The sequence below is a fragment of the Spirosoma areae genome (assembly GCF_054781775.1).
On record NZ_BAAGTT010000010.1, the window covers coordinates 136,451 to 150,916 of the forward strand.

Consider the following 14,466-nt stretch of genomic DNA (forward strand, 5'->3'; position numbering starts at 1 on the left):
TTTAAGCCTATCTACACGGCTGGCTAACGCCTGAGCGGCCTGTTAATTCTATTCAAGGCCCGAAAGGGCTGATGGTGGACGAGTTACTTGCCTGAGCACGAGACGCTTATCACCTTTACACTCGTTGTCTGTTGGGCTGAATGACCTCTTCCGGGACGTGCGGCCTGTTAACGGGAAGCTGACCCAAGCGGAGCGAGTAAAACGCACGGAACCGATTTCTACACCGGGCGCGAAGCCCAACACCGCAACCAATCCAATTCTGTCGAGCCTGACTCTGCGGAGCGTTTCCTGTGTCACACGCTACCTGCCCAACGAGCCAAAACCGCCCTGTCACCGGACGTGCGCCTTGTCACAAATGACCCGGAACACCCGCTTTTTTTATGCTTGTATATCCACCCAACGCCCGAATGGGCTGATGGACAACGAGTTATCTACCTGAACGCGAGACGCTTGCACCTTTACACCCTTTCCTGGTTGGGCTGCAAAGTCTCCTTCGGGACGTGCATCTTGTCGCCGGAAGCCTGCCTGCGCGGAGCGGACAACGACACAACAAATCCGATTAAACCGACGGGGCCGCCCGTGCGGCCTGGTTGTTAGCCGATTATTGTCCACCGAGCCTTGTCCAAGCCTGCCCTGTGGGGGCGGTTGACCTGTCGCAGATGAGCCGCCGAACTCACAAAAAGTTTTGCGTGTCGGGGCGTACGCCCTGTCGCCGGAGAGACGGAACACACGTTTTTTATGCTTGTTTGGGCCACCCAACAGCTCAAAGCGCTGATGGTGAGGAACGAACCTTTACACCCCTGCCCGGTTGGGCTGCAAAAATTAGCCCACCCGGCTAGCATCCTGTCAGCGAGAAACTGGCCCACGCAGAGCGAGTAATTCACCCGCAATCAACGTTGAAGCATTGGTGTTGTGGTTGAAATAGAATTCCGTCAGCCGAATATAGTACAAAAGCTAAATAGTAGTACAAATGTTGAGCCTATATTCGTCAGCCGCCATAATGCCAATGCAATGTTAGTGGAAGTTTTTATATTTTATACTTTTCAATGATTTCAATGATTGCTTTTATTGCTTCTGCCCATTTTTTACTTGCATTTTTTACATACCTTTCTAATTCTATGTAGACCCATTTTTTCAGCTCACTTTCATCATTTTTTCTTATTCTAATTTCTTCGCATATTTTTTCTAAAACAAAATAGTTGCTACCGGCTCTCGCTATACGTAATGTTTTAATTAAATCATCACTCCCTTTTCTCATTACAGTAAAATAAGGGATGTATTTTTCTATTAATGTTGCATTAGATTTTAATAGTATAATTACGTCAGCAATATCCGAATTTGATGTAATATTTAATTCATTTCTTAATTGAGACCAGTTAGAAGGGAATTTTTCTTCAAAATTTTGAAAAAAAGGTGAGCTACTAGTGTATGTTTGATTATTTATCAGTGTAAATGCGGCAACCTTGATCATATCAAGTTTTAAGTAAGCCTCCTTTGAGCCATATATAGTACCATCATCCGCATCTTTAAATGTACTTGTTGAGTCAATGCTTACCTGATTATTTTTTCGCAATAAATATCCTAACAAAATAATTAATATTGGCGATCCCAAACCCAATATATGAATAGGCAATTTCTTATTTGACAATCCATCGCTAACACCAATGATTATTGAAGAAGCAATGATATATGGCTCAGGCAATAAAGCATCAAAATTTTGATACCTATTTTTCAATTTTATTCTACTAATATAATCTCTGCTAGACATTGGCCCACCAAAGCTAATTGCGACACCTTCTTGATCATTCTGTTTAAATAATTCGGCTCCTTGTCTTGCACTACTATAATCATAAGAATGCAGTACCAAATATTTAACTGTTTTTGATAGCAATTCTTTATTTCCATAGAAACCACCTTTTTGCTTTAAATATAAGTTGATGGTATTTTGTTGAAATAGTTTTATGTTAATTCTTTTTGGTTTGAAAATTGGGTGAAATAGTCCGCACATGTTAATTACAGGAATTGCGAAATCTTCTAGCCCTATCAAACAATCAGGATTTGATTTTAATTGCCTTTGAATTATTTCTTCAAAATTTATTTTTTGAAATTCAACTTGGCATACTTCCTCAATTTCATTAATTAATAAAGCTCTATTGAGGAGAATATCTCCGCTTATTTTTTTATGATTTAGGATTGATAATTCTGCACTCTTCTGCAATTCCAAACCTTTTGTTGAAAAGTGTTTTGCAATTGCAGACATTCGTGTGAAATTACCATTATCGCTAATAATTAAACATCCGTTCCCTTTAGCTTTTTCAATTTTTTTTAGAGAAGACTTAGTTGTGTATTTTGCAGATAATAATACTGCCTTCACTACTTCAGGAAAAGGATTTCCATCTAGAAGCAAAGGGTCACTATAGTTAGTAGAAAAAACAAACTGTTTTATTGAATACATTTTAATTTTAATAAATAAGTAGTTTTATGGAAGTTGTATATTAGCAAAGGTCATGAGTTTATGCATTCATTATAGGCAGTTTTAGATTGTTCTAATAACAATTCAGCCAATTTGTAATCTGTATATGCATCTGCCAACTGGACTTGCTGCCTGAGTAATCGTGCTTCAAGAACTGCTACTCCAGCTGCGGCTAACCCTATTCCTACGGTTGTAAGTGGAGTGAAGATAGCCAATCCAGCTGTGCCAAGAGCAAGTTGAGCACCTATCTCCAGTACATCAAAAAATTCTGATAACAACTCACCCTTAACATTTTGAAAATCTGCTTTAGCAGCTTCATATTCAGTTTGTTCAGATTCACATGCCATAATTAAAATATTAATTGGTTAAATGAAAAAATATTTGGATTTGAATAAGTAGTGTCATATTTAACAGAATTTATTCCACCATCGTTACCTAATTCTATACTAAAAGATACAGTTAAATTATGTGCAATTGGTTCAAAAATTGTTCGCATTTGATAGCGTAAGTGAGCCGTCCAATTTGTTTTTGATTTTTCTTTTAGTGCCAATCTATTAATTGAAATAGCAGGTTGATTATTTGCTTCTGGGTTAGTTACAATAAATTTTCCAGAAATTTCTACATAGCATCCATTTACTAATCCACTAGAATCTAATTTAATATAGGGTAAAGTAATTTTTATTAACCTACCATTAGCATCAATAACATCTGCAATTGACAGTACTTTTGTTGGCGACAAGTGCCTTACATTTAAATTTTGCACTACGCCATTCACAATAACATCTTTATTGTCATAAGCCAACGGGTTAGATAAAAGTACACTAATTGCAATTCTATTTCCAGCATATTGTATTGATGTGTTAATTGTAGTTTGTGCAGCAGAAAACAAATCTTTTGCAGGCTCAAATTCTTTGTGCCATTTACTATTCCATGAAATCCATTTGCACGAACACATTGAGAATAGTAAATTTTGTAGTAATATGCCTGCCTTCATTGCTCTTTTTCCATCAACTGTAAATGTTGCAGTGTCAACTATTCTTTCTTGATGAGCATAAGCCAAAATAGGAATAATATCTGTTTCTATTATAGATGATATCCATAAGTTGAAATTAGAAGTTCTATTGATGATACTGGTAATATTTTCATCTTTTACATTTTTATAAATTGTACTACTTCTGCTCTTTATACTATTAAGTAAACTTGTAATTTTACTTGAAACATTGTAATTCAATGTTAGAGTTGTATTTCCAATCAAATTATAATCAGCATAAACGATGCATGACTTATGGTACATATACATAGTTAAATGTCTTTCAAATGAATAATTAAGTAAACTTAAAATATTAGTATATAGTATTTTCTTAGTGTTATACGCTTTGATCCCGCCGTTAGCGCCTAATGTTGCTATAAAATTACTTATATGTTCTTGAGTAGCACCCCCATTTGACATTTCATTTTCTAAAGCAGTTTTTAATATTTCCCAAGTTGATTGGGTATTGGGTTTTAAGTAAAAATCTTGAAATCCAGTTTTAAGATTATATAAACGATTTACAAATGCATTTATTTCTAATTGATGTATTTCCATTGCTTGTAGTTTTTGGTCTATTTCAATTAACCTATTCAGACTGTAATCTTTAAGCGCGTTCCACTCATTCGTTTTTACAAACCTAACAATTGCTGGGCTATCAATTGTTAATCTGCCAATTTCAAATATCTCTAAAGATGCTGGAAGCAATCTAGCATATTCTTGAGTGTCTATGTCAAGTTGATTTAATTGGTTGAAAAAATCTTCTTTTGTCATTTTTGTTGGTGTTGAAATATTTTAAGTTTACCTATATTCTATTTGTGTGACAATTTCTGCTAACTCACCGATTGACGCACTTTCAATACAAAATACGCACTTCGTATTTTGTATTGCTATATTGTTTCAAGCCTGACCTGCGGGGCGGTTGGCCTGTCGCCGGGACGCTGGCCTACAAACCCAAACCTGCCTAACCGGGGCGTTTCTGGTGTCAACCGAAACCCGAAAATGGAAGCTAAAAGCCTGCCTGTCACGAGACGTGCGCCTTGTCACAAATGACCCGCAACACCCGCTTTTTTTATGCTTGTGTGTCCACCCAACAACTATTGCATGCAATACAACTGAACGAAACGGCTCTTATTACCGGAATTGCCTGGTTTGGTAAGACTTGATTCCGTTTACTGCCAGCACAACCTTTGCAAAACCCGGCGCAATTGAGGACGACCGAATGTACGAACAAAAAACGCCCCCGGTCGAAAGACCGGGGGCGTTTTTATTAAACGGTGCCAAACGCAACCTGCGCTTACATCATGCCGCCCATGCCACCACCTGCGTGACCATGACCGCCACCTGCCGGAGCTTCTTCGGGCTCGTCGGCAATGACACACTCAGTCATCAATAATGCGTCAGGAAGAGGTAAATTTTTTTAATATATCGATAAGGGTTTTTTGTTTTCATTTTACTGGATATTTTGCGTAGATTTTATGCAAAATATCCAGTAAAATGTTTCTAAGAACATTGTATCCGTCATTAGAAGATCATATGGCTGCAAAGCAGGTCACGGTGATTACAGGAATGCGACGGGTTGGAAAGTCAACGGCGCTACAGTATCTGCTTAGTAAGATAGAGCATACTAATACACTACTGCTCGACTTTGAACGCATTGAAAATCGAGTTCTGTTTAATCAATCGTCTTACAATGATATTGAGCGGGGACTTGCCGCGCTGGGCTTAGACCTGAGCCAACCGGCGGTGCTGGCTTTAGATGAGATTCAGTTGGTTCCCAATAGTCCCAGCGTTATTAAAAGTCTGTATGATACCTATGGGTTAAAATGTTTGGTGACGGGGTCGAGTTCGTTTTATCTCCGAAATCACTTTTCAGAAAGCCTGGCGGGTCGCAAGCAGATATTTGAGATGAGTCCGCTCGATTTCACTGAATTTGTTCGTTTTCGGGGAGCCGATGCCGAAGCGTTGGTAGTAGGTCGGCAACAACCGTTTCTGTTTACGTTCTACGACCGCTGGCGGGGCTTGTATGAAGAGTACCTGCGTTACGGCGGCTTCCCGGAAGTTGTGCTGACCGATACGCCCGCGTCTAAAATCAATTACCTTAAAGACGTACTCAATTCATACATTGAATTGGATGTCAGACTGTTAGCTGATTTTAGCCTGAGCGATACGCTCTACAAACTAATAGCCATGCTATCCGTTCGGGTGGGAAGCCGGATGGACTACGCCAAATTAGCCAGCCTGATTGGATTGAACCGCAATCAAATTAAGGATTACATGCATTTACTGGAATATACTTATTTTATTCAGACAGTTCGACCGTTTGTGGGGGGGCTGGATAAGGAACTAACCAAGCAGCCGAAATTTTACTTTGCCGATACGGGGCTGTTGCAGGTGATGGGGCAGGTAAGTAGTGGCCAGGTATTCGAGAATGCCATCGCTAATCAATTGGCCCGGTTAGGGGAGGTTCAATACTATCAGCGGAGTAGCGGTTCTGAAATTGATTTCATTCTGAATCGTCAAACTGCTTTTGAGGTTAAAGAAACGCCCACACCTGCTGATTTGACCACCGTAACCGGGCGGGCAAAAGCCATTAAACTGGCCGAAGCACACCTGATTGGCCGCCATCAGCCCGCGTCAGGTTTTGGACAGTTCTGGTGGGGAGGGGGTGTGTTTTAAATCAAATCAGGTTGGAATAAAAAACGCCCCCGGTCGAAAGACCGGGGGCGTTTTTACTAAACGGTGCCAAACGCAACCTGCGCTTACATCATGCCGCCCATGCCACCGCCTGGGTGACCATGACCGCCACCTGCCGGAGCTTCTTCGGGCTCGTCGGCAATGACACACTCGGTCGTCAGCAACATACCCGCAATCGAGGCTGCGTTCTCCAGCGCCAGACGCGTTACCTTCTTAGGGTCGATGACACCGGCCGCAAACAGGTCTTCGTAGGTATCGTTTTTGGCATTGTAGCCAAAACCGCCTTTACCATCTTTCACCTTGTTTACAACTACCGAACCTTCGCCACCGGCGTTGGCAACAATCGTGCGTAGCGGTGACTCCAGCGCCTGACGGATGATGTTGATACCCGTTTTCTCATCTTCATTGATGGCGTTGATGGCGTCCAAAGACGAGATGGCGCGGATCAGAGCGATACCACCACCCGTCACGATGCCTTCCTCAACGGCAGCGCGGGTTGCGTGCAGCGCATCATCGACGCGATCTTTCTTCTCTTTCATTTCTACTTCAGTAGCAGCACCGATGTAGAGAATTGCCACACCACCCGACAGTTTGGCCAGACGTTCCTGCAATTTCTCGCGGTCGTAGTCTGACGTCGTGTTTTCGATCTGGGCTTTGATTTGGTTCACGCGACCCGTGATACCGTCTTTCTCACCAACACCATTGACAAGCGTTGTGTTGTCTTTGTCGATGAGGATTTTTTCGGCCTGGCCGAGGTAGTCGATGGTTGCGTTTTCGAGTTTGAAACCGCGCTCTTCGCTGATAACCTGACCACCCGTCAGGATAGCGATGTCTTCCAGCATAGCTTTCCGACGGTCGCCAAAGCCCGGTGCTTTCACAGCAGCAACTTTCAGCGCACCCCGGATTTTATTTACCACCAGCGTAGCAAGAGCTTCACCGTCAACGTCTTCGGCGATGATCAGCAACGGGCGGCCCGTTTGAGCAACCTGCTCCAGCACTGGCAGCAACTCTTTCATCGACGATACTTTCTTCTCCGAAATCAGGATGAACGGACGCTCCAGTTCAACTTCCATTTTCTCGGTGTTCGTCACGAAATACGGCGACAGGTAACCCCGGTCGAACTGCATTCCTTCTACGGTTTTCACTTCCGTTTCAGTTCCGCGGGCTTCTTCAACTGTAATCACGCCTTCTTTGCCCACTTTCTGCATGGCTTCGGCAATCATAGAGCCGATTTCCTCGTCGTAGTTGGCCGAGATAGTCGCTACCTGCTTGATTTTGCTGAAGTCGTCGCCAACGGTTTGTGCTTGCTCCGTCAGATTGGCTACTACAGCATGTACCGCTTTCTCGATACCACGTTTCAGGTCCATTGGGTTCGCACCGGCAGCCACATTTTTCGCGCCGATGGAGTAGATGGCCTGCGCCAGAACGGTAGCGGTGGTTGTACCATCACCCGCCGAATCAGCGGTTTTCGAGGCTACTTCTTTTACCAACTGAGCACCCATGTTTTCCATGGCGTCCTTCAGTTCAATTTCTTTGGCAACCGTCACACCATCTTTGGTGATGACCGGCGAGCCGAATTTCTTATCCAGGATAACGTTGCGGCCTTTAGGACCCAGGGTTACTTTTACCGCGTCGGCCAGGGTGTCAACACCCTTCTTGATGCGCTCGCGGGCTTCGGTATCGAAAAATATTTTCTTAGCCATTTCTTTAAAGGAATGAAAAATGAAGATTGTATAATGGATAATGTTGCCTGCTTAAGTACATTTAGAGTTGTAGCTCCGTTGTACGTTATACATTAAACATTATTCATTTGAATTAAACGATTGCGAAAATGTCGGATTCACGCATGATAAGATACTCCTTTCCTTCAACAGTGATTTCTGTACCGGCATATTTGCCATACAGCACCGTATCGCCCACCTGAACCGTCAGCGGCTCATCTTTCTTACCTGCTCCAACGGCAATGACCGTACCGCGCTGGGGTTTTTCTTTTGCCGTATCGGGGATGATGATCCCAAATGAGGTTTTTTCTTCGGCCGGGGCGGCTTCGACAAGCACCCGGTCGGCCAGCGGTTTCACGTTCACTGTAACGCTTTCCGTTTCTGCTACCATGATAAAGAGTTGATTAAGGTTATTAACTTGTTTGTGTACTTACACGTCGTTCTCGACTCGCCAATTACTGTGCCAACCCGGTCAGACTGTCAAATTTTCAGCTTTTTAGCTGACATACTGCCATTTCCTTCATTTGCTAAACTTTATTTGGTGAGATGCGTCTTAGTAGCAAACAGAATTTGGTCGTTTGGCAGCGATTGATTAGATTAACCAGATCATACGCCCACAAAATGACGTTAATGGTTTATGAAAAAATTACAACCTGACTGGTTTACGCAAAATTGGCTTGACGCCGAATACCAAAAATATGTCGTGATGGCATACCTGCAGGCTGTTCAGCAGAATTTTACGGAATATAAACTCTGCCCCGACCTGCCCGACCTGCGCGATCACTACAACGCTGGCATTCGTTTTTCGAGGGGCAAAGGTACGCTAAATGCCGCGTTCCCCAAGCGCCTAAGTCGAATTACTGGCCCCCCGCCCCGAATTGAATACCAATCGGAGGTGACCGACCCTGACTTTATGACGGAGATGGATGCCATTATGGAATTTGCGCTACCGCGCTTTCTGGCTATGCTGACCGAAGGACAGCAACGCTGGGCCGATATTGCACACTCGCTAACCCTCGCGCCGGTGGGTTTGCTGCCGCTTCGCCCGGAAGAAGGGTATCTCCTGATTCAGGCAACTAACCATGCCGAAACTCAGATTTACTATTTCTGCATGACGCTTTATTCCGAGCAGGAACCGGGGGGGCGGCTCATTCAGTTGCGTTTTCTGGAAGCTAAGCCGAAAAGTTTAGTCAATACCGTAGAGAACATTAAACTCGATCTCATCCGGCGGCATCAACAGTTGCCCAACCCGGCAACGTTTATGCTGGAAAGTCAGCGTGCTTATCCTGTTCAGGAAACGCTGCTACCCATTGCCCGGCAATTGCTGGCGCAGGCCGTAGCCTGATTTCCTCTCACCTCAGCCTGTTAAGTGTGGTCCATCTCCAACTTATTGGTTTATAAACGTAGCCTATAGTAATGTCGGGCGCATCTTCCGTCTTGCCAGCGTATCAGCCGTCGGTTATAACCAGTTGTTAACACAAATTTAACCGGCTGTATGGTAAAATAGCAGCTCAAAAAATTGACTAAGTGCCTTATAGTGTGTTACTTGCTTTTCGTGATGCGATTGCTCTTTTTACTACGTAGCAGCGAACGATATGTACAGATACCACTGGTTGCTGAGGTGTCTGGTAGCGTTCATCGGCTGTAGCCTGATGGCGCTTGTACCCGCGTGGGCGCAGCCTCCCGACCAAACAAAGCAGGAACTGAGCCAACTCCAGAACGAATGGGCAACGGCCCGCATAAAGGGTGATGTTGCCTTTCTCGAAAAGCTGTATGCTAACGAGTTTCGCATCACGGCCATGAACGGTTCGGTAGTAGAACGGGATGCGGATATCGCCGTATTCGCCAGCCGGGACATAAAGCCTGAGATTATCGAGGATGACGATATCCCGGTACGGCGAAGTAGCTATAGTCACCGGGCGCGAACATGTAAAAGGCACCTACAAAGGCAATCCCGGCGATTTCAGGCTGCGATTCACCAACGTGTTTGTCCGCCGTGACGGACGCCAGCAGATGATTACGCATCACTCGACCGAGGTATCCAAAAAGTAGTATTTGCTGTTATGCAACGCCGAACATTTATAGAAGGAATAAGCTTGTTTGCCGTCGGAATGGGGACATTCGGCTCTGTAAGCTGGCGCGAGGGCCGCTTCGTTGGCGACAGCCCCACCACGACCGATATTCTGGGCCCCTGGTACAGGCCGGGTGCTCCGTTCAGAAAGAACCTGAATCCAACAGGTTTTCAGGGCGAAACCCTACAGTTGTCTGGCACCATATTTAAAGAAGACGGCAAAACGCCGATGAACAACTGCCTGGTCGAAATCTGGCAGTGCAACAAGGATGGTCTCTACGACAATACGTCCGATGAGTTCCTCTACAGGGCCAGTCAAAAGGTAAGCCGGAATGGAACATATTCGTTTATTACCGGCATTCCGGTTGCTTACCCCAGCGAAGCCGATCCTGCCCAATACCGGCCCGCTCATATTCATATGCGGATATCGGCCGAAGGGCAACAGGATTTGATCACGCAACTGTACTTCAAAGGCGACCCAAATTTAGAAACCGATCCGAGCACCAAATCGCCCTTAGCGATCAACCGAATCCTCCCGTTAACTAAAATCGGCAATAACGAAAGCGCCATAAGGTTCGATGTCGTTCTGAGAAAAGAGTATCTGCCGAATGACACCGTTTTCCACCGTGTTTCGGGTATCTATAAAATGAGCGACAACTCGATGATGGAGTTCTACCGGGAAGGCGACCTCCTGTTTTATAAACGGAACAACCAGATTTCGGGGGCCTTATCGTACCGGGATGCCAATACGTTTACCGGGGGCGTCAACGATACAGAAGCAACGTTCGACTTACAGCCACAGGGTAACGCAACGGTTCAGTTCAGGTTCTCCAGACGACGGGACACCCGGCTGACCGGTACCAAGATAGTCAGCTACAAGCGGTAGGCAGAAGGGTAGCCGAGAATTATGATGATCAACGCAATATCATTCCTAACGACTATTTTATTGCTCCATCTGGCATGGATTCAAAACCTATTGCCCCGTCGGGAAAAACAGCATTCTAATGATCGGAAGCGCTTCAACCAATTATCAGTTGCACACGACACACCACGAACCAATGCCAACTCGGTTTACTGGATACAGGTGTCCACTGATAGCGGCTCCATTCACGCGGCAATCGCGATGCTATCAGGGAAAGGGTCGTTTCCCGCATTAATTATTCTTCATGGCACGCATGGGTTTGCGGAAGAGTATGTTCAGTTCGCCCGTCGCGTCGCCAGGTATGGCATGGTTGCTGTCGCTGCCTGCTGGTTTGCTGGTCGACAAGGAACAGGGGTACGGTTTATTACCCCAATCGATTACCCCGATGCCCTTCCCTTATCCATTCTGCCAGGGACCGATCGGTTTCGCAACGCGCGTCAACCAATCGATTCGCTGGTTCGAAAGGTAAGCACATTAAGCCATGTACGAGCCAGTCAGTTGGTACTCTTTGGACATTCGCGCGGGGGGGAGCCGCATTGGATTATGTGCTGACCCACTCCGGCAGGGTGCAGGCCGTTATCCTGAACTCCCGCAATTACCCTCCTGTGGACACCAAACGGGTAGATGCTGAAGTCAGGGCTCCGATTCTGGTGTTGCATGGCACCGCCGACAGTCCGGCCGATGGCGGTTCAACAGTCACGGCCATTGACATGGCCCGTCAATTTGAAGCGGCCTTACGAACCGCGAACAAACCCGTTGACGTAAAGTATTACGACGGAAGCGGGCATAACGGTATCTTCAGTGATTCAGCGCAGGTTAACGATACGGTGCACCGCATAGCCCAGTTTGTTCGTAACCGGGTCGTCAGGTGAAGCCATGATTCATTCCTCTGAGTCGTTTAAGATTTTTCTATTCATCAGTATACACCACACCGTTGTCTGACTTGCCTAAACGTCAATAGTTAAACCATGCGTAACGCGTTCATTGGGTTTGCCTCCCTTCTCTTCCTGAGTATATTGGGTAGAACAGCCGTTGCCCAGCAGCAATCCTCCCGACCGAACGTCGTGCTGATTTATGCCGACGACATTGGCTATGGCGACCTGAGTTGTTACCGAAGCGGAACCTCTGAGAAGTCTCGTGTAAAAACTCCTAACGTCGACCGGCTGGCAGCGGGTGGACTGCGTTTCCGTCACGCGCATACTACGTCTGCTACCTGCACACCATCCCGGTATTCGCTCCTAACCGGAGAGTACGCCTGGCGACAGAAAGGGACGGGTATTGCACCAGGCAATGCTCCACTAATTATTAAACCGGGCCGCAGTACGTTACCTGGTGTCTTTAAAGCCGCTGGTTATCAAACGGCTGTCGTAGGCAAATGGCACCTGGGCCTCGGCGGACCAGAAGGGCCCGACTGGAACAGCGATATTAAACCAGGTCCGCTCGAACTGGGCTTTACGTATTCGTACATTATGCCCGCCACTGGCGACCGGGTGCCGTGCGTATACGTGGAAAACCATCGGGTAGTAAACCTTGACCCCAATGACCCGATTCGGGTTGATTTTAAGGCGAAGATTGGCAACGAGCCCACTGGTCGGGAAAATCCTGAACTACTCCGGGTAAAACCCTCACATGGCCACGGCATGACTATCGTGAACGGCATTAGTCGTATCGGCTATATGACGGGCGGCAAAGCGGCTCTCTGGAAAGACGAAGACATAGCCGATGTCTTTACCCGGCAGGCCGTGCAGTTTCTGGAAACCAGCCAAAGTCGGCCGTTCTTTTTGTATTTTGCCACCCACGACATACACGTGCCACGAATGCCGCATCCCCGGTTTGCAGGCAAAAGTGGCCTGGGACCGCGCGGGGATGCACTGCTGGAATTCGACTGGTCGGTGGGCGAAATTCTGAATACGCTGGACCGATTGGGTCTGAGTAAGAATACCGTAGTTGTCCTGTCGAGTGATAATGGTCCTGCTATTGACGACGGTTACCAGGACCAGGCCGTAGAGAAGTTGAGTGACCATCGACCGGCCGGTCCACTACGGGGTGGTAAATACAGTGTTTTTGAAGCGGGTACCCGTGTGCCGCTGCTGGTACGCTGGCCGGGGCAGGTGAAGGTAGGGGTGTCCGATGCGCCCGTTAGTCAGGTTGACTTCCTGGCCAATTTTGCAGCCCTGCTCGGGCAGTCCTACAACCGCACGGACGCCCCTGACTCCGAAAATCAACTAAATGCATTGCTGGGCCGCGACCCGGCCGGCCGTGCCAACATCGTCGAACATGCGGGCACGTGGGCGCTCGTGCAGGGTCCGTGGAAGTACATCGAACCGAGTGATGGGAAGGCTTTTCTGGCAGAGACCGCGACCGAGTTGGGTAATGACCCAAAAGCGCAGCTCTACAATCTGGCCAGCGATCTGGGGGAGAAACGGAACGTAGCTGAGCGATATCCCGAACGGGTGCAGCTACTAAAGCAGCGATTGGATCAGATTCGGTCAGGCAACCCACCATAAGAAGAAAAAGCCGGTCGCCTTTTATATGAATTGCAAGCCAGCCACCGGGTTGATTTATAAACTATTACCGTTCACTCAATGAGCGGCTTATCGTAAAAAATCAAAAGCGTTATTCGTATGACTGTCGTAATACAACTACTTATCAATGAGTTAGAAACAATCAACAACATCTGGTCATGAAAAAAATAGTATTGCTATTCTTCTTCGTTCAGCTCGTTGCCCAGGCTCAGCCAAAAACAAAACAGCTACTGATGGAAGGCAAGGGCCAGCCTATTGTACTACTGCATGGCGGCCAATTCGACATGACTGCATATGCCGATCACGCCAAGTTACTGGCTGATTCGTTTACCGTGATTCGACTGCAACAATTCAATGTTCAGTATGCCAACGAAGGCAAGACCCTCTCCTCCACGTATTCGGTAAAAACTGAAAGTGCAGCTATCATAGCCACACTCGACTCCCTTCACATAACCGAGCCCATCATTCTGGTTGGCCATTCTTATGGGGGCGTCATCGCCTTTGATTTTGCGCTAAACCATCCTGACCGCATCCGGTCGCTTGTCCTGATTGAAGCCCCGCTGTACGATCTGACCAAACAAAAAGGGCAACTGACGGAGCAGATGAAAGACATCGAAGAACTGACTAAGCATTTTACGCCAGACGCCCAGATAACCGAAGACATGGTGAAAGCCTTTCGCTGCAAACTTTCGAATTGTGATACGGTTGACATTCGTCAGCATCCCATGTGGCCCAGGTGGGTAAAGCAAAAAGACAGGCTGAGAGGATTATCGGCAGCGGCAAACTATAAAGTTGATCTAAAAAAAATGCATGACTTTCAAAAACCGGTGCTCGTCCTAACCGGATCGGCAACGATTGCACCCAATAAAGTAGTTGACAAGCAACTTGCCCAGGAATTTTCACGGGCAAAAACGGGGAGTTTGCCCGGTGACCACATTGCGGTATATCGAAACGCAGAGACGTTTGTTCAACTCGTAAAATCATTTCTGCGATAGACAGACAACGGGTACTGACATGCATTGACAACATG

Annotated in this window: 12 protein-coding genes and 1 pseudogene; 8 read left to right on the forward strand and 5 right to left on the reverse strand. The window is 46.2% G+C overall.

Features of this window, described 5'->3' with window-relative positions; translation table 11 throughout:
* Nucleotides 1–124: 124 nt before the first annotated feature.
* On the forward strand, nt 125–439 hold the full coding sequence (locus ACYVI1_RS04210; protein ID WP_460907022.1) for a hypothetical protein: 315 nt from the start codon (nt 125–127) through the stop codon (nt 437–439).
* A 588-nt stretch (nt 440–1,027) separates the two neighbouring features.
* Here ACYVI1_RS04210 and ACYVI1_RS04215 read toward each other — a convergent pair.
* Genes ACYVI1_RS04215 through ACYVI1_RS04225 form a run of 3 tightly spaced genes read right to left on the reverse strand, consistent with a single transcriptional unit; the run spans nt 1,028 to nt 4,274 of the window.
* Nucleotides 1,028–2,455, reverse strand: a complete 1,428-nt coding sequence (locus tag ACYVI1_RS04215) for a hypothetical protein (RefSeq protein ID WP_460907024.1) — start codon at nt 2,453–2,455, stop codon at nt 1,028–1,030.
* Nucleotides 2,456–2,505: 50 nt separating this feature from the next.
* Nucleotides 2,506–2,820 (reverse strand): hypothetical protein, encoded by a 315-nt coding sequence (locus ACYVI1_RS04220; protein WP_460907026.1) that lies wholly within the window; start codon nt 2,818–2,820, stop codon nt 2,506–2,508.
* 2 nt (nt 2,821–2,822) lie between these two features.
* Nucleotides 2,823–4,274, reverse strand: a complete 1,452-nt coding sequence (locus tag ACYVI1_RS04225; protein WP_460907028.1) for a hypothetical protein — start codon at nt 4,272–4,274, stop codon at nt 2,823–2,825.
* A gap of 723 nt (nt 4,275–4,997) precedes the next feature.
* Between ACYVI1_RS04225 and ACYVI1_RS04230 the strand changes: the two genes are divergently transcribed.
* Entirely contained in the window at nt 4,998–6,179 is a 1,182-nt protein-coding gene (locus ACYVI1_RS04230) for an ATP-binding protein (RefSeq protein WP_460907030.1), read from the forward strand.
* 83 nt (nt 6,180–6,262) lie between these two features.
* On the opposite strand, the gene groL is transcribed toward ACYVI1_RS04230, so the two are convergent.
* Together groL and ACYVI1_RS04240 are read right to left on the reverse strand one after the other, a co-directional pair.
* Nucleotides 6,263–7,900 (reverse strand): chaperonin GroEL, encoded by a 1,638-nt coding sequence (groL, locus tag ACYVI1_RS04235; RefSeq protein ID WP_460907032.1) that lies wholly within the window; start codon nt 7,898–7,900, stop codon nt 6,263–6,265.
* Nucleotides 7,901–8,012: 112 nt separating this feature from the next.
* Nucleotides 8,013–8,309, reverse strand: a complete 297-nt coding sequence (locus ACYVI1_RS04240) for a co-chaperone GroES (protein ID WP_460907034.1) — start codon at nt 8,307–8,309, stop codon at nt 8,013–8,015.
* Between the two features lie 246 nt (nt 8,310–8,555).
* Between ACYVI1_RS04240 and ACYVI1_RS04245 the strand changes: the two genes are divergently transcribed.
* The 6 genes and pseudogenes from ACYVI1_RS04245 to ACYVI1_RS04270 all read left to right on the forward strand — a co-directional run bounded on the left by ACYVI1_RS04245 (nt 8,556) and on the right by ACYVI1_RS04270 (nt 14,431).
* Nucleotides 8,556–9,263, forward strand: a complete 708-nt coding sequence (locus tag ACYVI1_RS04245; protein WP_460907036.1) for a hypothetical protein — start codon at nt 8,556–8,558, stop codon at nt 9,261–9,263.
* 307 nt (nt 9,264–9,570) lie between these two features.
* A pseudogene (locus ACYVI1_RS04250) lies at nt 9,571–9,970 on the forward strand (nuclear transport factor 2 family protein).
* A gap of 11 nt (nt 9,971–9,981) precedes the next feature.
* Entirely contained in the window at nt 9,982–10,875 is an 894-nt protein-coding gene (locus ACYVI1_RS04255) for a dioxygenase family protein (protein WP_460907038.1), read from the forward strand.
* 572 nt (nt 10,876–11,447) lie between these two features.
* Entirely contained in the window at nt 11,448–11,783 is a 336-nt protein-coding gene (locus tag ACYVI1_RS04260) for an alpha/beta hydrolase family protein (RefSeq protein ID WP_460907040.1), read from the forward strand.
* 96 nt (nt 11,784–11,879) lie between these two features.
* The gene (locus tag ACYVI1_RS04265; RefSeq protein WP_460907042.1) at nt 11,880–13,418 is read left to right on the forward strand and encodes a sulfatase family protein; all 1,539 of its coding nucleotides are present in this window, start codon (nt 11,880–11,882) and stop codon (nt 13,416–13,418) included.
* A 176-nt stretch (nt 13,419–13,594) separates the two neighbouring features.
* Entirely contained in the window at nt 13,595–14,431 is an 837-nt protein-coding gene (locus tag ACYVI1_RS04270; protein ID WP_460907044.1) for an alpha/beta fold hydrolase, read from the forward strand.
* Nucleotides 14,432–14,466: the final 35 nt, after the last annotated feature.